Below are 22,138 nucleotides of genomic sequence, written 5' to 3'. Positions count from 1 at the left end.
GGTTTCTTTTATTATATAAAGAAATGAGGCGTCAGCATGAGTTCTTTTACATTTAATAACGAACGAAAAGACTTTGTTCAAATCGCAAAAGGATGGAAAAGGCCACCTTGGGCTCCATTAAAAAGGAATTTTCTAAGTGTTCCAGGATATCCAGGTGCAAGACTATTAAACACACAAACGGAAATGCGTGTTTTATCAATCCCTGTAGGAATTATCGTTCCTGATGGATCTGATTTAGAAGTCATAAAAGAAGAAATTGCGGATTGGTTAATTACAGATCAAGCTGTAGAGCTTACTTTCGATGTAGAACCAAATAGAACATATTTAGCTGTCGTGGATGATAGCTTTGATCTAGATGAATTTGTAACATTGGGAATCGGTACAATTAAATTTGTTTGTCCGATACCTTATAAACTAGGGCAAGTACAAACTCATCCTTTTGTGCAAAGTTGGTCTACTGAGACTACTTCCTATTTCACGAATAAAGGAAGCGTTGAAGTTCCAGCATTAATTGAAATGACTGTAAAAAAACCAAGCACTTTTTTAGATGTATGGTTTGGTAAATATCCTTTAGAACGAAACTATTTCCGTATTGGTTACCCCTTAAGCGTGGAGGAAACAACGGTACAAGAACGTGAGCGTGTGTTATGGGATGAAATGGCCTCGCCTATAGGTTGGACTTCTGTTACTGGGCAAGTTGGAGAAATGAAAGGTACAGGTAGTTTCAAGGTTAAAGATGGACATGCTCTGTATTGTGAAAAATATGGAGAAGAAGGAACTAGTGGTTTTTATGGAGCTATCGCTAAGAAGAACATCCCTGGTGGCCCTATTCAAGATTTTGAAATGGAAGCATGGGTGACTCTGCAATCCAAAAACAGAGAGGAAATGGGTCGGGTCGAAGTTTTGCTGCTTGATGATTCGAGTAATGTTGTAGCACGTATTAACATGAATGATTTATATGGTGATGCAGAAATTACGAAGGCTTATATGAGGATTGGAACAGAATCTACGCCAGGTAGTATACGTAAATTAGTCGATACCAGCGGCGGTTATTCCACTACATTCAATCAGTTCCGAGGGCGCTTACGTATCGCTAGAAGGGGCAAGCAATGGTCTGTGTATGTAGCTAAATTTATCGATGGTACATACACAGACGGGGCATCTCTTGTGGAACAATTTAATGATGTTGACAATAGTAATCCAATGACAACTCGGAAAATCGCACAAGTAATGATTGCAGTATGCAAATGGGATAATCATCCTGCTATAGATAATATGTGCATAACAGATTTAAAAATATGGAAAGTGAACAATGTAGCTGTAAATACAAAACCGTTTATATTCGAAACTGGCGATAAAATAATAATCGATACAGAAAAAAGCCTTGTTACAATAAATGGGAAGAACGCTATAAATTTTAAAGATATATTCAGCGAGTTTCCTAAAATCATACGTGGAGATAATCGTATTGATATAATGCCACCAGATGTTACAGCGACAATCAGTTACAGGGAGAGGTATAGATGAGAACGCCAAGTGGTGAATTGCATGTTGTTGATTTTAAAACAGAACAAATTGTAGCATCTATTCAGCCTACAGATTATTGGGATGATAAAAGACATTGGGAAATCAAAAATAACATTGATACATTAGAGTTTCGAGCATTTGATAATACAAGGCATTCATCCACACTTATGCAGCAAAACTTAGTATTAAAAGAAGTGCGTGATGGTCGTATTGTTCCTTATGTAATTACTGAAGCGGAAAAGGACTCTAATGATAGATCAGTAATTACATATGCGTCTGGTGAATGGATTCAACTTGCAAAAGCTGGCATTATTCCTCCACAGAGATTTGAATCGAAAACAGCACATGAATTAACGTCTGTAGCTTTAGTAGGGACTAAGTATGAAATAGGGAATATTGAGTATTCCGGGTTCCGCACAATGACTATTGATGAATTTATTGACCCATTAGCCTTTCTTAAAAAGATAGCATCATTATTTGAACTAGAAATTCAATATCGTGTTGAAGTAGTTGGTTCGAAAATCGTGGGTTGGTATGTAGACATGGTGAAGAAAAGGGGAAGAGAAACAGGGAAGGAAGTCACGTTAGGTAAAGATTTAATGGGGATTAAGCGTATTGAGAACTCTCAAAACATCTGTACAGCCTTATTAGGTTTCGTAAAAAAAGAAGGCGGAGAGTTCATTACCATTACAGAAATAAATAACGGTGTCCCTTATCTTGTGGACAACGATGCTTTTCAAAGATGGAGTGAGAAGGGACAGCATAAATTTGGTTTCTATAGTCCAGAGACAGAAGACCAAGATATGGATGCAAAACGTTTGATGTCTCTTATGAATACAGAGTTAAAAAAGCGTGTAAATACATCTGTTTCTTATGAAGTTGAAGCACAATCAATCGGTCGTGTATTCGGACTAAATCATGAATTAATCAATGAGGGCGATACGATTCGAATTAAAGATACTGGATTTACACCTAAACTTTATTTGGAAGCAAGAGCAATTGTTGGTGATGAATCATTTAAAAATCCATTACAAGATAAATATGTATTTGGAGATTATCATGAGATTATTGATCCAAATGAGGAATTAAGAAAGATTTATAACCGTATCCTCAGTTCATTAGGCAATAAACAAGATATGATAGATCAGTTAGATAAATTAGTGAAAGATGCTAATGAAACCGCTAGTAATGCAAAGAAGGAGTCAGAAGCAGCAAAAACACTAGCTGAAAAAGTACAGGAGAATATTAAAAATAATACCGTTGAAATTATAGAAGCAAAGAATCCTCCAGCAACAGGGCTTATAGACAGAAAAACATTATGGTTAGATATTTCAAATGGTAAGCCTGGTATTTTAAAACTCTGGAAAGATAGTATTTGGGACCCTGTTGTACCTGATATGGAATCAGTAAAACAGGAGGTTTCTGGTCAATTTAACGAAGTGAACGAAACTCTTCAAGGCTTTTCACGTACCATTGTTGATTTGAAAAATGATCAGGGTACCATTGATAAAAAAGTTACATCAATAGAAAAAACAGCAAGCGGATTGTCTTCTACGGTTAGTAATTTAAACAATATTGTAGATGCACAGGGTAAAAAGGTTACTGAGGCAAACACAAAACTTGAACAGCAGGCAACAGCAATTGGAGCAAAAGTTGAGCTTAAACAAGTAGAGGATTATGTTGCTGGGTTTAAGATACCTGAGTTGAAACAAACAGTTGATAAAAATAAACAAGATTTATTGGGCGAATTAGCTAATAAGCTTGCAACTGAGCAATTTAATCAAAAAATGACTCTAATCGATAACCGCTTTACTATTAACGAACAGGGTATCAATGCAGCAGCAAAAAAGACAGAAGTATATACAAAGACGCAAGCAGATGGACAATTTGCTACAGATTCTTATGTAAGAGATATGGAGTCGCGCCTTCAGCTAACAGAAAAGGGCGTTAGTATATCTGTAAAAGAAAATGATGTAATAGCAGCCATTAACATGAGTAAAGAAAACATTAGGTTAAATGCTGCACGAATAGATTTAGTTGGTAAAGTTAATGCTGAGTGGATTAAAGCTGGATTGCTAAGTGGTTGCCAAATTAGAACATCAAACACCAATAATTATGTTAGTTTAGACGACCAATTTATACGGTTATATGAAAGTGGAGTAGCTAGATCATTTCTGGGACATTACAGAAGAACAGATGGTTCAGTACAACCTACTTTTATCTTAGGATCAGATGAAAAGACTAGTGCTCCAGCAGGCGCTTTATTTATGTCTCAAGCAGGTGCAGGATGGTCAGGGGCTTATGCGAACATTGGTATTAGCGATGGCATAGTTGATGGTACAGTCAAAAAATCTGTGTACTGGGAATTGCAAAGGAACGGACTAAGTGTTCTAAATGCTAATGATTACCATGTTTTTTATGCTGGGAATGGGAGTTGGTATTTCAGACGAGGAAAAGTTGGGTTATATCAAACTTCGTTAGTCGTTGAAGATAATGGTACAGATTCTGATTTACGATTACCTAATATCACTTTACGTAATAGCCGTGCAGCAGGATATACAGGGATCATTCAAGTCAAGTCACCTGTTACTCAGAACGGCTGGGGATCTGTTCAAGGTAATTTTATGAGCCCTTCATTACGGGAATATAAATCTAACATTCGTGATGTTTCTTTTTCCGCTCTAGAAAAAATCAGGAATGTACGAGTGAGACAATTCAACTATAAGAATGCAGTAAACGAGCTTTACAAAATGAGAGAAAAGAAAGATCCTAATGACCCACCATTGACAACAGAAGATATTAAAACATACTACGGGGCAATTGTAGATGAATCTGATGAAGTTTTTATCGATGAAAGTGGTAAAGGAATTCACTTATACTCATATGCGTCACTTACAATCAAAGCTTTACAGGAACTTGATACAACAGTACAGGAACAGGAGGTAGAAATAGCAAATCTAAAATTACAAGTAAATAGTCAAGAAAATCGGATAGCTCGATTAGAAGAATTATTACTACAACAATTAATTGATACGAAACCAGAGCAGCCATAAGCTGTTTTTTATTTTGTATAAAATACGGCTTTAAAAAAAATGGATTTCATATATTCACAGTAACAAGGTTTGTCTCATAATATATAAAGATTGTTTTATATAGATTATAGAGGTGGTGAATGTATGGAAGACGTATATGCAAAAATTGACAGTCTCAAAGCAGAACAAAAAGAAATTATGCGAGATATTCGTAATTTAGAAACTCGCACAACAATTAATGAGAAAGACATAGCAACAATTAATAAGCAATTAGAAAAAATTAGCACGAATACAACTTGGATTTTACGAATTATTATTAGCGCAATCACTATGTCGGTTTTGGGTTTAATATTAAAAGGGATGATTTAAAATATAAAAATAAAAGTACTTATTGAGAGAGGGACAAGCGCCTCTCTTTTTTTATTATAAATAAGGAGTGAGAAAATGGAACGTATTGATGTATTGCTAAAATCTTTTATTGCCACTTTTGGTGGCTTCTGCGGATACTTTTTGGGAGGGTGGGATACGACATTGAAAGTTCTTGTTATCATGGCAGCAATTGACTATATTACTGGTGTATTCGCAGCAGGAATTAATGGAGAGCTAAAAAGCAAGGTTGGTTTTAAAGGCATCGCCAAAAAGGTGGTGCTTTTTCTTTTGGTAGCAGCAGCCACTCAAGCTGATGCAATTATGGGAACAAACAGTGCAATTCGTGAAGCAACGATTTTCTTTTTCATCGGGAATGAATTACTTTCATTGTTAGAAAATGCAGGACGTATTGGAATTCCTTTACCTTCAGCTTTAACTAATGCCGTGGAAATTTTAGGTGGTAAACAAAAACAAGAAGAGAAAAAAGGAGAGGATCAATAATGGGACAAATCGTAGATATTTCAAAATGGAACGGTAATATCAACTGGCCAGTCGCAAAACAGTATTTGGATTTTGTAATTGCCCGTGTGCAAGATGGCTCAAACTATGTAGATCCGTTATATAAAGGATATGTACAAGCGATGAAGCAGCACAACATTCCTTTTGGAAACTATGCATTTTGCCGCTTTGTTTCCATTGCTGATGCAAAGAAAGAAGCACAAGACTTATGGAACCATGGTGATAAGAGCGCAACTGTATGGGTTGCTGATGTAGAAGTAAAAACGATGAATGACATGAGAGCAGGAACACAGGCCTTCATTGATGAGTTATACCGACTAGGTGCTAAGAAAGTCGGTTTATATGTTGGGCATCATATGTATGCACCTTTCGGTATGGCGAATGTAAAAAGTGATTTTGTATGGATTCCGCGTTATGGCGGTAATAAGCCAGCATATCCTTGTGACATTTGGCAATATACTGAAACAGGAAATGTGCCTGGTATCGGGAAGTGTGACTTAAATTCGCTTGTCGGGAACAAGCCACTATCTTGGTTTACTGGAGCAGTGCAAGAGCAAGTTCAAACAACTAAACTAAATATCATCCAATCAGGAGCATTTTCAAGAGAGTATATTGAAGATGTTATGGGAGCATTGACATCGTTAAAAATGACAGCTAAGTTCATTTTACAACCTGATGGATTAGCATATTTTATTTCTGATCCAACTTCAGATGCTCAATTAAATGCGATGAAGGAGTACCTTAATCGTAGAGATTGGTGGTATGAGTATTTGAAATAAAACAAAAGGATAGCTTAATCAAAAATAACAGCCGACTCGATATAAATGAGTCGGCTGTTATCTTTTAACTATGACAACAATTCCTCAACTCCGACACCATCTATTAACAATGCTTTTAATGAAGGAGCTATTTTAATTGTTTCTTCAATATCTAAATCTCCAAAATCCACTGTATATAATCCGAATCCTTCTTTTCCTTCTACATATAATAATGCTTTTCCGCCTTCGTCATCACCAATTGCCAGTGAATTTGGTATATATTTTTGAATATCATGTGCTTCATTCATCTCTATGCAATCAGTAGGGCTCCAAATACGTATGTAAAGTTCATTTTGTACATTAATCTCTGCATTTGTACAATGTTGGATTACTTCTAAATAATCTAATGGTACATCTATTGATGAGAACTTTTGTAATTCTTGAATGGCCTCTTTACTCGCTGGTGATTCCTGAGCTTCTAATGTGAAGGCTTCATTTAATTTTTCTAGAATATTCATTAATAATCAATCCTCTCATACTTTACTTTTAATTTATCAAGCATTTTATATTGCTGTTCTAAAGTTTCTGAAATGTTTTCTTTAGGGAATCCTGCGCGTTCAAAATCAGATACAAGATTCAGTATCTGGACCGAAACTGTAAATCACACTTTCTTTATCCTCATTTTCTTTCATTATTGCTAATAGTGGATATCTCCCCATTGTTCTCAGCACTCCTTAATCAAAACTTTATCAAGAGGAACTGTTAAATGCTCATCAAAAGGTATCATTGGCTCAGTTTCAGGTGAATCCCATGGGCGTCTTGAATCAACTGTCTTACGATGTGCTGTTACATAATCTGTTTTAAAAATTCTTTCAAATCGAGATTCAAAGTATTCTTGTTTTGAAATTATGTAGGAAAGGGAAGAGATTGTAAATATAAAATACAAAAATGAAGACTATGTGTATGTGAAATATGATATAAAGATGTATTCAGACTCTGGAAGAACAAAATTAGTTGATTTGTATTCAGAACAGTTTGCTGAAAGATATGGATAATACTTTTCTTTAAAATAAAAAACTGAACTAGGTAATTTCCTAATTCAGCTTTTTTAACATGATTTCACCCATATAGAATTTTTCTACCAACAAAATTAAGCTTCCACTTTTTACAAGAAGGACATAAATATAATTCAATAACAACAATACTGTCCTCAACTAACTCTTCAAACTTATCAAACGGCATTGTATCAACCATTTTATATACATCCATACATTCACCACATTCACACTTCGCACTTTCTATAGAACGAGAATTAAATACTTCTAAAGCATTATTACATAAGAAGTAAACCAATTCATGTGAAGGCTCTATTTCAGACGCTTCAGCTTCACGCCATACGCTTCTGGGAATCTCAGGTGATACACTTACTAGTCAATCCTCTATTATTTGACGCCAATCGAATAATAGAGTTCGTTTTTATTTAGTTTAAACAATTCTGTTTCTAAAGATATAAATACTAAGACTGTGTATTTTGTTGTAAAAATGCTTCTAAAATTCTTTTAACTGGCAGACTCGATTTTTTCAGTAGACTCTCTGCTTTATCCATTATTTGCTTGTTGGAAGCGATTATTTTTTTATATTCTTCATTGTTAAAAGAACGCAAAGAGTCTATTACATATTCAGCTAATTCATCATTCGCATTGAGTAAATCTAGTAATAAATTGAATCCATTCATCCCAGTATCTTCATCTATACAATATACTAATCTAATTTTATATTTATCATCTCTGTCCTTTAGATTTTGAAGCAATTTATCCCAATCACTTTCAGTAAATTCACTTATCAACTCTTGTACATACATAAATTCATCATCATAGAAGTAGTTATCTGAGCTATTTTCAGATAATACTGCATCTACTTTTTCATACATTTATGTTCCTCCTCTATTTGGTAAATCCACCTGGTAATGGTGCATTAATTTGACCTGTTGGATATCCACTAACCACATTGTCACCTATTTTTATTACATCAATTTCTACGCCGTCAATAATTTCCCTATGAAAAGTTGCTCCATCTCTCCCTCTAATACCTAACGGGGAAGAGTTACCTATATCAGTTATACTATCTAAAATCTTTGTATCACTCCAACTATCTGGAAATATTGTACTATTTTTTATTTTAGCCAATTTCCCGTCAGGGAATTGAGTCGTATATTTGATATCTTTCGTACCATTTGGATTGACCTTAATCGTCTCTGTAGCATAATTAGGATGACTATTTTTAATATTTGATGAATGTCCTCCAATAATTTCATTTTTATTAGGATTTTTTCTCTGTCCCAAAAGAATTTTCTCTTCCATTTCGGATGAAATAATTGACTTAGTCCCGCTGGCTTTCCCAACAGGTACTTTTTTAGCTGTATTTACAGCCTCAGTAGCCTTAGCAGTCATTTTAACTCCTTTTCCTACTTTAGCTATCTTTCCAAAGGGTGTAAGGCCGGCTACAGCTATGACACCTGCCCCAGCACGTTCCCACCCCGAAAGTTTTTCGCCAGTAGATGGATCAATACCATCCCAAACACGACGAACATCATACTCACCACTTATTTCACCCGCTATATCCCTAGCTAGTTTTTCACCATCAAAACCCTCTTTTTCTGATGATAGTGGTCCACACATTGCACCTTTTTCCATTGTAACATCTTGATTATCTGTATTGCGGAATTTTTCGGCAATTCGTTTCAAATCTTCTTCCACTTGTATAAGTGAATTGATAGATGTAAAAGCTTTTGGTCTCGCATCATTGAACATTTGAATGAACTGTTGATTAGAGGCACCAATCCATTGAAAACACAATTTATCTATTTCGTTACATAAATTATTATGTATAGATTCTAATGCGATTCTGGTATTATTTGCACGATTAGCGACTTCTTCTAGCATTTCAGGTGTTACTTTGATTTGAACCATTTTTTTCCTCCCTTTCCCAATTAAAATTATGAGATAAAAAGAAAAAAATGTAAACATGGAAATTTTAGATTAGTATAATAATATTTATGTGAACTAAAATCTGCTTAATTGTAAATAAAGCCTATGTGTATGTGAAATAAAAAAGAGCCGTCCTGTTGGACGGCTTTTTTAATATCTATCAATTATTTTCTTTTAATACCTATGAATAATGAATCATAGCCTTTTGTTTGAGGCCTTGTGTGTAACTCGATTTGGTATTTACCTTTATCTAAGTAAGTGTGATAATCTCGCCCGCTTGCTTTTTTGGAAGGCATTGCTATAACATCATTAATTTCTTTATCTAGATTAAGATCTGGATTTATTAAAGTAATCCAATTTTTCGCTAATTCAACAGTTGCGTTATCAATTATAAACGTAATATAGAAATCATGTTCATTTTCACCTTCTACAAAGAACTGTCCTTGTCCTAAATCATAAATCCTTCCCAAATTAGGGTTAGAAGTACGTAACTGTACACTTTCAGGAAGGCCCATATTGCTGACAGATGCGCTTTCATATTTATAATCTTCATTATATTTCTTGTTTATTTTTGTAATTAGATTTTGCGCTTCATTAGATACAGATTTTTTTAGCACCGGTGAAGCATTTTTCCAATTGTTACTGTTGTAATAAAAATCATTTGTAATCATAGAGCTAGGTATACCGAAAGGTGTTAATTCAGGTTTAACTTCTACCTTATTCATTGCATTGTATAGAAATTGTGCATACTGCTCACGAGTTACAATATTTTTAGGTTCAAATAGATTATCCCCTGTGCCAGCAGCAATTTTATTTTCTTGTAATGCACTAATAGCATTTGTCGCCCAGTAATTTTTATCTACATCTTTGAAAGTGGTAGTAGATGTCGCTTTGAAGTTAAAAGCCTTTGTTAATACAACAGCTAATTGTTCACGTGTTAAAACATTATCTGGACCAAATTTTCCATCGCCAAAACCATTCATAATACCTGCTTTACTAAGACTTAAAATTTCTTTTTCAAACATATGTCCTTTGACATCAGTGAAAGGATTTGGTGCATTATGTTCTTCTGCTGGTTTCAAGTAGGCATATATCAGTCTAGCTACTTGACCTCGTGTGATATTATCCCCAAAACCAAATATTCCGTTTCCATAGCCAGCCACAATATTTTTCTCTTTTAAATCCATAATTGCATTATAAGACCAATGATCTGAAGGAACATCGCGAAATCCAGTCTCAGCTTGTGCATTTGTTAAAGAGGTAAACGTTGATGTAGCAAGAACAGCGCCTGCTAAAATAATTTGTTTGAATTTCATTAGTGAGCTCCTTTTAATTATTAAATTTAAATATAATAATTAATAGTATATTCGTGTTTGTAAATTAAATCAATATTTAGTTGTAAATGGATATTGAGATAGATTACAAAAAATTTCGATTACTATCCATAACTACTAGGAAAGGCATACTATGTAAGTTTGATTAAGTGCAGAAACTTGAATGAAATCAGTGTCAGCATTACGGAATAAAGGACCTGATGTTAACGTTCGGTAGCGAGGTTCACAATGACAATCACAGTCGCATTTTTTATGTTTCTTCCGGTAGCACTTATGTGAACGGTCGTAATAATAGTTTGACATAAAAATCACGTACCTCCTTTTTAGTACATGTTATGCGAAGAGTGAGAGGGAGGCTTAGACAAAAGAGTATAGTTGTTTAAGTGTAAGGTAAGACGTAAATAGAAAAAACCTCCCATTTAGGGACGGTCTCTTTAATTTATATTCACTAATTCATCAAACTTAAAATTAGCACTCAAATCGAATCTAGTCGTACAAAACACCAAATGAATTAACAATAAACCTTGCAAGTTCTCAACTTGAAATTTTATTAGATGGTTAGATGTGCATAAGTGATACTATAAATATTTGAATTGAAACAAAAAAACAAGGTCTCCAATGAGAACCTTGTTTTTTATCTATTAATTATTTTCTTTTAACATTTATGGATATTGATTCATAACCATTTGATGCAGGCATTGTGCTTAACTCCATTTTGTAGTTACCCTTATCTAAGTTTGTGTGATAATCTCGCTCGCCTGAATTTTTGAAAGGTAATGCAACAATATCGTTAATTTCTTTATCTAGATTTAAATCTGGATTTATTAAAGTAATCCAATTTTTTGCTAACTCTACAGTAGCTTTTTCAATTATAAATGTAATCATGAAATCATTTTCATTCTCACCTACTAAATAGAGTTGCCCTTGTCCATAATCATAAATCTTTCCTAAATTAGGATTAGAGGAAAGTAATTCTACCCTTTCACCATCGCCCATCTGGCCGCCGCTGATATATACGCTTTCGTATTTGAAATCTTCATTATAATTCTTGTTTATTTTAGTAATTAGATTTTGAGCTTCTTTAGATACAGATTTTAGTAGCAACGGTGAACTGTTTATCCAGCTACTACTGTCGTAATGAAATTCACTTGTAATCATAGAGCTTGGGAGATCAAACGGTGGTAATTCAGGTTTTGCTTCTACAAAATTAATTGCATTATATAGAAACTGTGCATATTGCTCACGAGTTACAATTTCTTTAGGTTCAAACATATTATTTCCTGTTCCAACTACAATTTTATTTTCTTGAAGTGCACTGATTGCGTCAGTAGCCCAATAATTTTTTTCAACATCTTCAAATGTAGTTATAGATGATGTTCTTAATCTGAAAGCCTTTTTTAATACAGCAGCCAACTGTTCACGAGTTAAAGTATCATCTGGGCCAAATTTACCATTACCATATCCATTCATAATTCCAGCTCTAGCAATCGCTAAAATTTCTTTTTCAAACATAGTACCTTTCACATCATTGAATGGATTTTTGAAAGGAGGGGCAGTAGGATCAGTCACTGGTTGTATATAATTATATAACAATCTAGCAACTTGACCTCGTGTGATGGGATCACCAAAACCAAATATACCATTTCCATAACCAGCAAAGATCTGTTTCTCTTTTAAATCCATAATTGCATTATAAGACCAGTGATCTGAAGGAACATCGCGAAATCCAGTCTCAGCTTGTGCATTTGTTAAAGAGGTAAATGTTGATGTAGCAAGAACAGCGCCTGCTAAAATAATTTGTTTGAATTTCATTAGTAAGCTCCTTTTAATTAATTTTTAACAAATTAATTAACTTATTTTATTAATAAATAAAAATATAACAATTAACATTATAGTTAGGTGTGTAAATTAAATCAATATTTAGTTGTAAATGGATATTGAGATAGATGTTATAATTTAAAATAAAGAGATGTAGCGATGTAAAGGAGAGGGGCAATATGAAACAAAAGATTTCAAATGTCACAGGAGAAATAATTTTATCTTATAAAGAAAATGGCTATCAAGTAGTCCTAGATGAATTTAAACATGCAAAATGTATTAATATTGTAACTTATAATATTAATACATATGAATCTAATTCGGTACTAATCAAAGAACTTAGAAAGTTGAATAAAACTACAAAGATAAACATTATCTTGAATATTCCAAACGGTAGTTACGTGAAAAATTTCAAAAATAGGATAGACCAAAAAGAGTTTGATAAGGTTAAATGGAAAATTAAAAATGCTTTGAGTGTTTTGGAACAAGAGAAATTCGGAAATTTAGAAGTGTATATCAATCTTGAGAATCACGCAAAATTAATTATGACTGATCACATCGCCTATATTGGTTCACAGAATTTTTCTGATGCTAGTGAAGGTAATTTTGAATTAGGTTTTTTAGTAAAAGATTCAAAAGTAATCAGAGACATAGAGAGAAATATTTTTGCGGAAATTAAGAACAAATCAATATACTGTATCATTTCTGAATATAGGGCTACAATGGAAGAGATATCTGTAAAATTGGCAAATAAGTTACAAAATATTCGAGAAGATATTTTAACATGGGTTGGAGATCCACCTTTTACTTTTAGGCAAGAGGTCTTTTTTATTGATGACGCATATTTTCATAAAGAAAGATGGGAAGAATTTAAGGAGTTTCATTCTGAATTTGAAGTTATAACCGAAAAACTAATAGATGAGTATCCTTCTGAATTTAATAAAGAAAGCGCAAGGGAAACAGTAAAACATTTAAGAAAACTAGTAAAGCTACTTGTTTCTGAATTGGACGAACTGGCTAAATTTAAAACAAATCAAGAAGAGAGTATGATGTGGGATAAGTTTCATCAACTTGATGTGGGTGAAAATATGGAAGAAGCTTTAGAAGACGCCCGATATTATGTAGAAAATTATAAAGAAAAGAATTACCGAGAAATAGAAGATAAAGGGAAAGAGGTAATTAAAACATTTGATTATATAAAAGAATCTATTCAAGATATTGAAACAATTGTTGATGAAATAAAGGATGCTATGATTAGAAAAGCTCTCAATCAAAATATAGAGAGAATCTTACAAGATATAAAAAAACAATAACAAAAAACGACTGTAAAAACGGTCGTTTTTTTTATGACTTCATCATATGAATGAGCGCTTCACCATCAATGAGCTCAATATTTTTATTCGCAGCATATTGCCTTGCATTCTTATTAAAATTACTGAGTGTAACGAAATACCCTCCAATTGCATCAGCATCTACAATTGCGCTGTGAAGCTTCTGAATATCAGGTCTTCCAATTGTACCCTGGTTATGTCTTTTAACTTCCACAAACTTAGTTTTTCTTCCTTTACGGAGAATAATATCTTTTCCTCCATCATTAGATTCAGGAGTTACTTTAGCTTGGTAGCCAAGACTTTGGAATACATCAGCAACTAAAAATTCAAACTTTCTTGGGTCCATTTCTTTTAAATATTCTCGTGTTGTATTCATGGTTTCACGATTGATATGAATTTCCTCACGGGATACTTCTGGTACCTTCATTATTGCTCCGATTAGAAAAATACCTACAAGTAATAAAATTGCCCAAATCATGCAATTCACCTCACTTTTAATATACCCAAGTGATGATTATTCTACTTTGTCTTCAATCCAAATGTCTTCAACATGCATGTTTAGAGCTTTTGCAATGATATACGCATTCGTAAAGCTCGGAAGTGTACGATTCGTTACAAGGCTACTTAATGCAGACTCGCTTAAACCAATTTCTTTAGCGAAATTCCCTTGCCTGATTCCTTGTTCTGCAAAGATTACTTTCAACCTACATTTAAACCTCATATTTAATCCACCTACCTTTTTTTATGAATTCTCCCCATTCCGTTCTTGTCCTCCTATAAAAAAATTAAATCCAAAGAAAAAATTTAAGTGTACAAACAAAAATTGAATTCTACAACATATACCTATATCAAGACTACGAGGAATACCAAGTGGAATCAAGGACACCTAGAGGGGAGAGGGCGCGTATGCGTTGGCAATATTCACATTTAAATGAAACGCCTTACTTGTATCCATCAAAAGAATTAAGGAGTATGTATAGAAATTCCAATGGTAAGAAAGAAACAAATGCAATTATGGACCACATGGAAAGACATGAGGTTTTTGATAATCGTGAGTACAGAGGTTATTACCGTTTGTCAAAAGATATAATGGATGATTTATATGAAGATGAGGATGAAGTGCTTGAGTGGGGAGATGTCATAAATGAGTATCAACCGGTTATGACACCGAAAGGATTACAACTCATTCGAAAAGAGGGATTCAAATGACAATCGTTGGTGAAGCAGTAATGGTATGGACGGCAACAGGCTTGTCAGTGATTACAATGAAGGTTGCAGAAAAAATGGGGCAGAGTGTTCCACGTTGGCTTCCACGAATGACCATGTACACAACGCTCACAGGCTCGTTCTTGTATCTTCTACGTTATGTGCTTTTCGCGTTTCTATAAGGGAATACCGATGTGGAATTGTAGGACATTTACGGGTTATTAGCATATAGCATGTACGGGAGTCTTCCAAAAATAAGGGATATATACCCTTATAAAGGGTATATGGGGAGTGGAGAAAATGATTGAATTATTACTCGTTCCAGTTGCAGGTTTAACAGTAGCATTATTCGGTGAAAAGTTCAAAAGTAAAAATGATGATAAACGAAAAATACAGGTGTTTTTTGAAGTAGCTGGTATTGCGATCAAAAGAAATAATGAAGAAAAATTGCAATATCCAAAGTTCCAAAAGCAAATCGATGATGATCGTAGTACGACTTATGTATATACCTTACCGTTAGGTATGCCGAGTAAAATTATTCAGAAGGTAGAAGATGTTGTTTCTGAGGGTCTAAATAAGCCGGTACGTATTCAGTACGATAATTATAAATTGAACATTCGTGTATTCCGAAGAGAAATACCGAAAAACTGGTCATGGTCAATGGATTTAGTGGCGAAAGGAAAATGGCGTATTCCAGTTGGCCAGAGTCTAGAAACAATTGTATATCACGATTTTGATGAAACACCGCATATGGCAGTAGGTGGATTAATTCGTATGGGGAAAACAGTCTTCCTTAAAAATATGTTTGCTTCCTTATCATTAGCGAATCCAGATCATGCTCATTTTTATTTAATTGATTTAAAAGAAGAAGGACTCGAATTTAGCGAATATAAGAAACTGAAACAAGTTGAAAAAATCGCAGAAACATCAGAGCAAGCACATGGCATGCTCTTAAAAGTAATGGAGAAAATGCATGAACGTGGGAAGTACATGAAAGAACGTGGCATCAAGAATATTGTTCACACGAAAGAAAAGGACCGGTATTTCATTGTAGTGGATGAGGGAGCAGTACTCGCACCTGCAAAAGGATTACCGAGAGCTCATAATAAAATGCTGGAAGAGTGCCAATACATGCTTAGTCACATTGCGCGTGTTGGAGGGGCACTTGGGTTTCGTATTGTCTTCTGTACGCAATATCCGACAGGAGATACATTGCCGAGGGTAGTCAAACAGATGGCGAATGCAAAACTTGGTTTCCGTTTACCGACTCGTACCGCATCAGAAGTTGTAATTGATCAATCCGGACTAGAGCAACTACCGTCTATTCCAGGAAGAGCTATATATATGAAGGAAAACTTCACTGTACTGCAAGTGCCATATATCGATGACAAGGTCATGTGGGAACATCTAAAAGAATATGAGGTGGAAAAACATGAACATCCAGAGTCACATAAAAATCAACCGTCAGATGGCGATACTTGCGACGATTAGAAAGCTGCAGTTTGCAACAAGAAGACATGTAATGAGTGTGCATAATATGGGTGGTATTCGAAATGCAAACAGAATTATGGGCGATTTGAAGCCGTATTTAAGCAAAACAATGCAAGGGAAAGAGTATGTGTACTATCTCAATAAAGAAGGGCATGCTTTGTTTGGGGATGATGGTAAGGTTGTTTCGAGAGGGAAGCTTGCACATGCATTATTACGGAATGAAGCATGGTTATATTTATTCTGTCCAGACGATTGGCAGATTGAAACGGATATACGATATAAAAAGAATGAAGAGAAAAAGAAGATTGTCCCAGATGTAAAGTTTCGTGATGAAGAAAATATACTTCATGCGGTTGAGGTTGATCGTACTCAGAAAATGATAGTGAATGAAGAGAAGTTAAAAAAATATGAAGAACTTACGCAAATTTATAAAGAGAAACATAACGGGAAAATGCCAGTGATTCATTTTTTTACGGTGACAAAATACAGAGAAAAGAAATTAGAAGAGTTAGCAGGTAAGTACGATGTGTTTGTGAAGGTGTATGTAATAGAAGAAATTTTAATTTATTAAAAATAATAATTAATTAGGAAATTGTATAACAAATTTATTATATAATTAAATTCTATAATGAATTTGTAAGTTGGTGAATTAATGAAGAAAAATTGGTATTTACAGATGGAACAAGTAACGATTTATATGGGGGGAGCTATAGTTGTACTTGGGTTATTAAATATTGTAGGCCAAGCAAATATTTCAGGAGCATTTGTAACAGGTATTTCATTAGCTGGACTTTGCTTAACATTATCTGATTTGCTTAATAAAACAATAAAAAATGAAAATGACCCTGTATCGGAAAAGAAAGTAGTAAAAATAGGGGCGCTACTATATTATATAGCGGCAATTTGTATAATAGCTTTTCCTAATTCCAAATTGATTGCATCCCTGCCAAAAGAAATTCTTGATTCAATGAGTACTTCAGCAAGTGTTATCGCTTTAGGGTTTGTATTTATGATGATTGGAGATAACAACAGAAGAGCGGCAGCTAATGAACAGACGAAGCAGACTGACTTACTTACTAATTTTGAAAATGAATTGCAGAGAAGTAAGGATGAAAATTCAAAAATAATTGATGAGCTAAAAGAAACTCTTAAAGAAAAAGAGACGACAATTAAAAATCTTGAGCAAAGTTTAAATGAGTCACAAGGAAATAGAGTGTAAGTGTGAACATGTGGTCAAAAGAGAATAGCGCATAAAACGACCACTCTCTTTTGACCACATTGACCACAATAGGAAGGTATATTTTCCGCACAAAAATCCCCAAATCGGAACATAGTCAGTATATAAGAAGGAATGTGTGTATTATCTAAACAAAAAAGTGCTAACAAGTTTGCAAACGAACTTGCTAACACCTATATGGAATAGACATAAATTATCGCTGATATGTCGTCTTTGAAAATAGCTTTAACCAGTTAAATCACACTTATACGAAATGCTCATAAAAATAGCCTTAATATCAAGAATATAATCATCCAGATATTCCTTTGCTATTAAGACGAAAACGGGGCATGATATTGGTTTCTACTCCAGAATTTTCATCGAATAATACAAAATTACGATTTGTAAAACTAAAAGTACAACAGGCTACAAACGGCATAAAATGGATTAAGATATTTAGAAATTTAAAAGATGATTTTCGTATAGGTGGAGAAGTTGAATTAGAGCATATTCTTCAATATCCGAAAGATTATATGCTAGGAACAAATATTAGGGTGTTACTTCCATACAATGAGAGAATATATAAAGTTCAAGGTACTAAAATAAAACCTGGTATAAAAGTAAAGGAAAGAGAGTATCTATTTAAAGGGTTTCAGCAAAAATTCTCTTATTTCACATTACTACCAGAATGTAAAAAGGTAGCAACAAATAATGAAAATGAATTATTCCCTTTAATTGCACCAAAAGGATTAGAGACTATTACGTTAGAAATATGGTCTGAAAAAATATCGTTGGAAGTTGAACAAGCGTTATTTGAAAGTGAAATTGTGTTAGCTCAAATCGGTGAGTCGTTATATGTATTAAATGCAGATTTTCCAGTATTGTTAAAAATAGTAAGATGTAATATTGAAAAAGTATTGCAAAATCCATATAAAATGCAATATTGCCAGAAATACAAAACAAATTTAGTAGAGGATGTTATGAAAGCAGTTTATGCTACTGCAGGTGAGCGCAATGATGCGACATTGGCGTTAATTGCAATGAAAAATTGTGATGGGCGTGAAAAAATTGATCCAAAGCAAATTGTTAGAGAAGGGTTTGCACGAACAAACCGTATTTCAGCATTTATTAATTTATTTATAGGCCAAAGTGTAACCCGTAAAACAATAATAAATTGTATTCTTAGTTTATTAGAACAAAAAGGATTTTTGAAACGTAGTTGGAATAAAATAAATTCACCTTGTACATATGTTAATTTATCAATTGAACGAATCTCGAAATTTGATTTCTTACCTATTATTTCACAAATAAAAGGAAAAGAAATTTCATATAAATTATATGGGAATATGGAGTGGCAAACGATTGATTGCTTATTATTAAATGTAAATAAACATAATACCTTTTTACCGCAGCCTTCAAAAAGAAATGATACGGGAATTCAATTTAAACAATTTGTTTTTGAAACATTAAAGGGAATTTTACAACGTGCAAAAGAGCAAAATGAACAAGTGTATTTCATTATAGATGCGCATTTAAGAAAACATTGGATAAAAGAGTTACAAAATAAAAAAATTGATATAGATACTTTCCCTGAGATTGTTCCTGATATGCTAAAGGTTCCAAACTTAAATATTATAAGAATAAATACAGCTTTTGATACACCAAAATACGGTGTGATAGAACATGATGATGTTCCGGATGGCACAAGTTTATATACAGATCAAAAAGGGATGTATTATAGCACTGGTGAATATTCTTTGAATGATAGTGAAACATTGCAGCAATACATACTTGAAATTTTACCTTTAGGTGTAAAATCTGTAGAAAGGAATTATATCGCCAAAATGATACATTACATGTGCTGTAATTCAAGTATGATGTTAGAAAAGGATGTGCACATGCCGTATTCCATGCATATGGCGAAAGTAGTAAAGGGCTATATGACTGATATAGATGCAAGAGAGTTTAAAGAATTTGATGATGAACTGGATGTAGATATAATGAAAATAGAAAAGAAAGATTCAATTATTCTACTCTAAATAATAGTAGACAAATCCTGCTCGTTATATTGATCAGGATTTGTCATTTTTTCATGTAAATAAGGATATCCTTTGTCATGTATCTTTTATTTTATGTATTTACTTTATTTACATACAGGATTAAGATGTTTTTTAGAAATACAAAATCTACATCATATGGAAAAGCAATATGAATTGATTCAAAAGAAATTTGAAAGGAATGAGGAATTGTGAAGAAATTAGATGTGTTATTAATGCTATTAAGCGGCCTCTTTCCAGTTGCAGGAATTATGAAGCAAATCCCACTTGAACAATCTTTATATATTGGGGGCCTTTTATTCTTTACTAGTTTCGGTAGTTATTTTGCGAAAAAAATATATTCACGTATTTGTAGCTGGATAGCGTATGCGCCATTTATTACACTACTGTTAGTCATTTGGCATCAAGATATTTCAATAAGTTCAATAATAGCGAACGCGAAAATTGCCGCATGTGTCGCTTTAATTCCGTGTCTATTCCGTTTTCGTACATATGGACTTACTTTTGGTTTAGTCTCATTATGGGCCGCTTTACTTTGGGATATAAAAGAAGTACAGTCGTTAGTTATACTTGAACGTATGACGAGTTTAATGAAAAGTCAGTACTTATATCTTCTACTGTTAGTTGGAGGACTAATATTAGGTGGATTACTTGCGATGTTAATTCACCGCAGAGAGAAAAATGATAATAAAGAAAATATAAATCTATTTCAACAAAAAAAGAAGCGCAAAAAATTATCATTTAAGATTCCACTTCCTAGATTACCGAAATTAAAGCTCAAATTATTTAAGTTTGGTGGAAAAGTATCAAAACGAAATACGCCAGAAAAAATACGTGAGCATAATTACGAAGAACCAGCTCAAGCTGCAACATATGAAATGACAGAGAAAATAGATCCATATAAAGAAGGTACTGCTCAAGGACAAACGAGGATGGAACGTCGTAGAAATAGGTATAATGCATAAGATATTTGAGTAACCCTTTAATGATTTATCATTGAAGGGTTTTTTATGTAATTATATATAGATTGCTAATTAGGAATTTATAGCATACCCTTAAAGTTAAGGACTTAAATAAAATAATGGGAGGACAAAATGCTTATTATTACATATATTTCTGTCTGTATATTATTTTTAGTTAGCTTTTTACATGTTTACTGGGCTTTCGGAGGTAAGTGGGCGACAAATAGTGTCATTCCAACAAAATCTGGAGAAAAGGCGTTTATACCAGGTGTAGGAATGACAATGTTCATTGCCTTATTATTAAGTATGGCGGCGATGATTTTATTACAACAAACAAATGTTGTTCATTTCGAAGTTCCTAATACTATTGTTCAATTGGGCTCCTGGATTTGTATGATTGTTTTTTTTATAAGAGTAATTGGTGAGTTTCATTATTTTGGCATCTTTAAGCGAAAAAAAGATACGCGTTTTGCTAAAATGGATACTGTTTTATATATACCACTTTGTGCATTTTTATCTTTATCGTTCTTACTAGCAATTATAACGTGAACATAAAATAGTAGCTGCTTTTTCTAAAATAAATAAACGTGAATTAGCAAGGCTTAAAAGTGAGAAATCTAGTAGTAAATAAAAAGGATGTAAGCGTCTTCTTATCGAAATATAGATTATTATGAAAGGCGGTGACACTATGAAGTATGTAAAAGTCTGTATGAATGGCGGAAGTGAACACAAATTCTCGATGACTTTAGATCGGTTTGAAGAACTTATTACTACAGAGAATGGACTATTAGAAAATAAATTAGTTAGTATCGAAAATGTAATGATTAATCCTACTAATATATCTTCTGTAGTTGAAAAAATTGGTGTACCGGCTAAGTTTATGGAAGCTTAAAAATCGGTACATAAAAAACATCCATAGGGATGTTTTTTTATTTATAAATATGATAATTGTATACAATGAATATATGAGCAGAATTTTTAGCAATACGTATACATTTGATGTGTAAAAGATGCACAATAAAATAAGTACAAGCATATATTATATTGTAGGGCAAGACCTTCGTTTCCTACTTAATACTCAGAAAAAACCTCTATCACATGAGAGCATCCAATTGCAGGGTGCTCTTTTTTTATCCTGTTCTTTAACTTTCAATTTTAAACATATCTTTGATGTTAATAAATATTAAAAATAGTATAATAGCAAAAATTAAGTTAGATAAATAGAAATCTTGATGAACTAGTAATTCAAAGATGACATCGAAAGTATATAAAAAGGCGATCGTAGGTAATATACAAATAAATATAAATCTCCAATTTTTTAGATAATGTTTATAATTAGTAAATACTTTCCCCATAAACATAGCTCCTATATTTTTTATTTTCTATATAATTATACATTTAAATAAAAAGATTTACAAAAGGTTATTAAGCAATCTGAATAATAAATGCTTTTACTTTAAAAAAACTTTAAAAGAATGATACTAAAATGATACACTATAATATACGTTATTTATGAAATGAATAGAGGGAT

Annotated in this window: 23 protein-coding genes and 1 pseudogene; 15 read left to right on the top strand and 9 right to left on the bottom strand. The window is 33.2% G+C overall.

Annotation, left to right across the window (positions count from 1 at the left end; translation table 11 throughout):
* Window positions 1–36: 36 nt before the first annotated feature.
* From MKO96_RS01755 to MKO96_RS01735, 5 genes are all read left to right on the top strand, one after another.
* Window positions 37–1,527, top strand: coding sequence for a distal tail protein Dit (locus MKO96_RS01755; RefSeq protein ID WP_240586456.1), 1,491 nt, complete (start codon window positions 37–39; stop codon window positions 1,525–1,527).
* Window positions 1,524–4,580 (top strand): phage tail spike protein, encoded by a 3,057-nt coding sequence (locus tag MKO96_RS01750; protein ID WP_240586455.1) that lies wholly within the window; start codon window positions 1,524–1,526, stop codon window positions 4,578–4,580. The genes MKO96_RS01755 and MKO96_RS01750 overlap by 4 nt, the downstream gene beginning before the upstream one ends.
* A gap of 123 nt (window positions 4,581–4,703) precedes the next feature.
* Window positions 4,704–4,928: a hemolysin XhlA family protein gene (locus tag MKO96_RS01745; RefSeq protein WP_097820110.1), complete on the top strand. Its 225-nt coding sequence runs from the start codon at window positions 4,704–4,706 to the stop codon at window positions 4,926–4,928.
* A gap of 75 nt (window positions 4,929–5,003) precedes the next feature.
* Window positions 5,004–5,429 carry a phage holin family protein gene (locus MKO96_RS01740; protein WP_240586454.1) on the top strand — a complete coding sequence of 142 codons (426 nt, stop codon included), beginning with the start codon at window positions 5,004–5,006 and terminating at the stop codon, window positions 5,427–5,429.
* Complete coding sequence (locus MKO96_RS01735; RefSeq protein WP_240586453.1) at window positions 5,429–6,226, top strand: GH25 family lysozyme; 798 nt, start codon at window positions 5,429–5,431, stop codon at window positions 6,224–6,226. The genes MKO96_RS01740 and MKO96_RS01735 overlap by 1 nt, the downstream gene beginning before the upstream one ends.
* A gap of 68 nt (window positions 6,227–6,294) precedes the next feature.
* Here MKO96_RS01735 and MKO96_RS01730 read toward each other — a convergent pair whose 3' ends face one another.
* The 6 genes from MKO96_RS01730 to MKO96_RS01710 all read right to left on the bottom strand — a co-directional run bounded on the left by MKO96_RS01730 (window position 6,295) and on the right by MKO96_RS01710 (window position 12,338).
* On the bottom strand, window positions 6,295–6,723 hold the full coding sequence (locus MKO96_RS01730) for an SMI1/KNR4 family protein (RefSeq protein ID WP_240586452.1): 429 nt from the start codon (window positions 6,721–6,723) through the stop codon (window positions 6,295–6,297).
* Between the two features lie 601 nt (window positions 6,724–7,324).
* A complete protein-coding gene (locus MKO96_RS29330; RefSeq protein WP_255788347.1) occupies window positions 7,325–7,459 on the bottom strand; it encodes a hypothetical protein in 135 nt (44 codons plus the stop codon).
* A 262-nt stretch (window positions 7,460–7,721) separates the two neighbouring features.
* Complete coding sequence (locus MKO96_RS01725) at window positions 7,722–8,135, bottom strand: hypothetical protein (protein ID WP_088047310.1); 414 nt, start codon at window positions 8,133–8,135, stop codon at window positions 7,722–7,724.
* 13 nt (window positions 8,136–8,148) lie between these two features.
* Window positions 8,149–9,174: a WXG100 family type VII secretion target gene (locus tag MKO96_RS01720; RefSeq protein WP_240586451.1), complete on the bottom strand. Its 1,026-nt coding sequence runs from the start codon at window positions 9,172–9,174 to the stop codon at window positions 8,149–8,151.
* A gap of 182 nt (window positions 9,175–9,356) precedes the next feature.
* Complete coding sequence (locus MKO96_RS01715) at window positions 9,357–10,508, bottom strand: S-layer homology domain-containing protein (protein ID WP_240586450.1); 1,152 nt, start codon at window positions 10,506–10,508, stop codon at window positions 9,357–9,359.
* Window positions 10,509–11,171: 663 nt separating this feature from the next.
* Window positions 11,172–12,338, bottom strand: a complete 1,167-nt coding sequence (locus MKO96_RS01710; RefSeq protein ID WP_240586449.1) for an S-layer homology domain-containing protein — start codon at window positions 12,336–12,338, stop codon at window positions 11,172–11,174.
* Between the two features lie 185 nt (window positions 12,339–12,523).
* Between MKO96_RS01710 and MKO96_RS01705 the strand changes: the two genes are divergently transcribed.
* Window positions 12,524–13,657 carry a phospholipase D-like domain-containing protein gene (locus MKO96_RS01705; protein ID WP_240586448.1) on the top strand — a complete coding sequence of 378 codons (1,134 nt, stop codon included), beginning with the start codon at window positions 12,524–12,526 and terminating at the stop codon, window positions 13,655–13,657.
* Between the two features lie 31 nt (window positions 13,658–13,688).
* On the opposite strand, the gene MKO96_RS01700 is transcribed toward MKO96_RS01705, so the two are convergent.
* Both MKO96_RS01700 and MKO96_RS01695 read right to left on the bottom strand, forming a co-directional pair.
* A complete protein-coding gene (locus tag MKO96_RS01700) occupies window positions 13,689–14,153 on the bottom strand; it encodes a restriction endonuclease (protein ID WP_240586447.1) in 465 nt (154 codons plus the stop codon).
* Between the two features lie 36 nt (window positions 14,154–14,189).
* Window positions 14,190–14,396, bottom strand: a complete 207-nt coding sequence (locus tag MKO96_RS01695) for a helix-turn-helix transcriptional regulator (protein WP_106383260.1) — start codon at window positions 14,394–14,396, stop codon at window positions 14,190–14,192.
* 185 nt (window positions 14,397–14,581) lie between these two features.
* Between MKO96_RS01695 and MKO96_RS01690 the strand changes: the two genes are divergently transcribed.
* From MKO96_RS01690 to MKO96_RS01650, 9 genes and pseudogenes are all read left to right on the top strand, one after another.
* Complete coding sequence (locus tag MKO96_RS01690) at window positions 14,582–14,884, top strand: hypothetical protein (protein ID WP_240586446.1); 303 nt, start codon at window positions 14,582–14,584, stop codon at window positions 14,882–14,884.
* On the top strand, window positions 14,881–15,063 hold the full coding sequence (locus tag MKO96_RS01685; RefSeq protein WP_240586445.1) for a hypothetical protein: 183 nt from the start codon (window positions 14,881–14,883) through the stop codon (window positions 15,061–15,063). Before MKO96_RS01690 ends, MKO96_RS01685 begins: the two co-directional genes overlap by 4 nt.
* Before the next feature lie 118 nt (window positions 15,064–15,181).
* Window positions 15,182–16,372, top strand: coding sequence for an FtsK/SpoIIIE domain-containing protein (locus tag MKO96_RS01680; protein ID WP_240586444.1), 1,191 nt, complete (start codon window positions 15,182–15,184; stop codon window positions 16,370–16,372).
* 31 nt (window positions 16,373–16,403) lie between these two features.
* Window positions 16,404–16,943: a replication-relaxation family protein gene (locus MKO96_RS01675; RefSeq protein WP_240587369.1), complete on the top strand. Its 540-nt coding sequence runs from the start codon at window positions 16,404–16,406 to the stop codon at window positions 16,941–16,943.
* 81 nt (window positions 16,944–17,024) lie between these two features.
* The gene (locus tag MKO96_RS01670; protein WP_240586443.1) at window positions 17,025–17,591 is read left to right on the top strand and encodes a hypothetical protein; all 567 of its coding nucleotides are present in this window, start codon (window positions 17,025–17,027) and stop codon (window positions 17,589–17,591) included.
* A gap of 293 nt (window positions 17,592–17,884) precedes the next feature.
* Window positions 17,885–19,627, top strand: a pseudogene (locus tag MKO96_RS01665) (RNaseH domain-containing protein); the annotation flags it as partial.
* A gap of 209 nt (window positions 19,628–19,836) precedes the next feature.
* Window positions 19,837–20,610 carry a DUF3959 family protein gene (locus MKO96_RS01660; protein WP_240586442.1) on the top strand — a complete coding sequence of 258 codons (774 nt, stop codon included), beginning with the start codon at window positions 19,837–19,839 and terminating at the stop codon, window positions 20,608–20,610.
* Between the two features lie 129 nt (window positions 20,611–20,739).
* The gene (locus MKO96_RS01655) at window positions 20,740–21,156 is read left to right on the top strand and encodes a DUF3995 domain-containing protein (protein ID WP_240586441.1); all 417 of its coding nucleotides are present in this window, start codon (window positions 20,740–20,742) and stop codon (window positions 21,154–21,156) included.
* A gap of 139 nt (window positions 21,157–21,295) precedes the next feature.
* A complete protein-coding gene (locus MKO96_RS01650) occupies window positions 21,296–21,499 on the top strand; it encodes a hypothetical protein (protein WP_000878362.1) in 204 nt (67 codons plus the stop codon).
* A 250-nt stretch (window positions 21,500–21,749) separates the two neighbouring features.
* Here MKO96_RS01650 and MKO96_RS01645 read toward each other — a convergent pair whose 3' ends face one another.
* Window positions 21,750–21,962 carry a hypothetical protein gene (locus MKO96_RS01645; protein WP_087980533.1) on the bottom strand — a complete coding sequence of 71 codons (213 nt, stop codon included), beginning with the start codon at window positions 21,960–21,962 and terminating at the stop codon, window positions 21,750–21,752.
* Window positions 21,963–22,138 lie beyond the last annotated feature (176 nt).

Source organism: Bacillus sp. ES1-5 (genome assembly GCF_022487605.1).
Taxonomy (GTDB): Bacteria; Bacillota; Bacilli; order Bacillales; family Bacillaceae_G; genus Bacillus_A; species Bacillus_A wiedmannii.
The sequence above is the reverse complement of the archived record's forward strand: the minus strand, read 5'-3'. Positions and strand labels throughout refer to the sequence as shown.

Excerpts from the sequence above, each read along its gene's own strand:
- MKO96_RS01700 (WP_240586447.1), bottom strand. The coding sequence starts at position 14,153 with ATGATTTGGGCAATTTTATTACTTGTAGGTATTTTTCTAATCGGAGCA.
- MKO96_RS01685 (WP_240586445.1), top strand. The coding sequence starts at position 14,881 with ATGACAATCGTTGGTGAAGCAGTAATGGTATGGACGGCAACAGGCTTG.
- MKO96_RS01680 (WP_240586444.1), top strand. The coding sequence starts at position 15,182 with ATGATTGAATTATTACTCGTTCCAGTTGCAGGTTTAACAGTAGCATTA.
- MKO96_RS01655 (WP_240586441.1), top strand. The coding sequence starts at position 20,740 with ATGCTTATTATTACATATATTTCTGTCTGTATATTATTTTTAGTTAGC.
- MKO96_RS01695 (WP_106383260.1), bottom strand. The coding sequence starts at position 14,396 with ATGAGGTTTAAATGTAGGTTGAAAGTAATCTTTGCAGAACAAGGAATC.
- MKO96_RS01755 (WP_240586456.1), top strand. The coding sequence starts at position 37 with ATGAGTTCTTTTACATTTAATAACGAACGAAAAGACTTTGTTCAAATC.
- MKO96_RS01740 (WP_240586454.1), top strand. The coding sequence starts at position 5,004 with ATGGAACGTATTGATGTATTGCTAAAATCTTTTATTGCCACTTTTGGT.
- MKO96_RS01725 (WP_088047310.1), bottom strand. The coding sequence starts at position 8,135 with ATGTATGAAAAAGTAGATGCAGTATTATCTGAAAATAGCTCAGATAAC.
- MKO96_RS01650 (WP_000878362.1), top strand. The coding sequence starts at position 21,296 with ATGAAGTATGTAAAAGTCTGTATGAATGGCGGAAGTGAACACAAATTC.
- MKO96_RS01705 (WP_240586448.1), top strand. The coding sequence starts at position 12,524 with ATGAAACAAAAGATTTCAAATGTCACAGGAGAAATAATTTTATCTTAT.
- MKO96_RS01670 (WP_240586443.1), top strand. The coding sequence starts at position 17,025 with ATGAAGAAAAATTGGTATTTACAGATGGAACAAGTAACGATTTATATG.
- MKO96_RS01730 (WP_240586452.1), bottom strand. The coding sequence starts at position 6,723 with ATGAATATTCTAGAAAAATTAAATGAAGCCTTCACATTAGAAGCTCAG.
- MKO96_RS29330 (WP_255788347.1), bottom strand. The coding sequence starts at position 7,459 with ATGGTTGATACAATGCCGTTTGATAAGTTTGAAGAGTTAGTTGAGGAC.
- MKO96_RS01710 (WP_240586449.1), bottom strand. The coding sequence starts at position 12,338 with ATGAAATTCAAACAAATTATTTTAGCAGGCGCTGTTCTTGCTACATCA.
- MKO96_RS01675 (WP_240587369.1), top strand. The coding sequence starts at position 16,404 with ATGAGTGTGCATAATATGGGTGGTATTCGAAATGCAAACAGAATTATG.
- MKO96_RS01690 (WP_240586446.1), top strand. The coding sequence starts at position 14,582 with ATGCGTTGGCAATATTCACATTTAAATGAAACGCCTTACTTGTATCCA.
- MKO96_RS01745 (WP_097820110.1), top strand. The coding sequence starts at position 4,704 with ATGGAAGACGTATATGCAAAAATTGACAGTCTCAAAGCAGAACAAAAA.
- MKO96_RS01715 (WP_240586450.1), bottom strand. The coding sequence starts at position 10,508 with ATGAAATTCAAACAAATTATTTTAGCAGGCGCTGTTCTTGCTACATCA.
- MKO96_RS01720 (WP_240586451.1), bottom strand. The coding sequence starts at position 9,174 with ATGGTTCAAATCAAAGTAACACCTGAAATGCTAGAAGAAGTCGCTAAT.
- MKO96_RS01735 (WP_240586453.1), top strand. The coding sequence starts at position 5,429 with ATGGGACAAATCGTAGATATTTCAAAATGGAACGGTAATATCAACTGG.
- MKO96_RS01750 (WP_240586455.1), top strand. The coding sequence starts at position 1,524 with ATGAGAACGCCAAGTGGTGAATTGCATGTTGTTGATTTTAAAACAGAA.
- MKO96_RS01645 (WP_087980533.1), bottom strand. The coding sequence starts at position 21,962 with ATGGGGAAAGTATTTACTAATTATAAACATTATCTAAAAAATTGGAGA.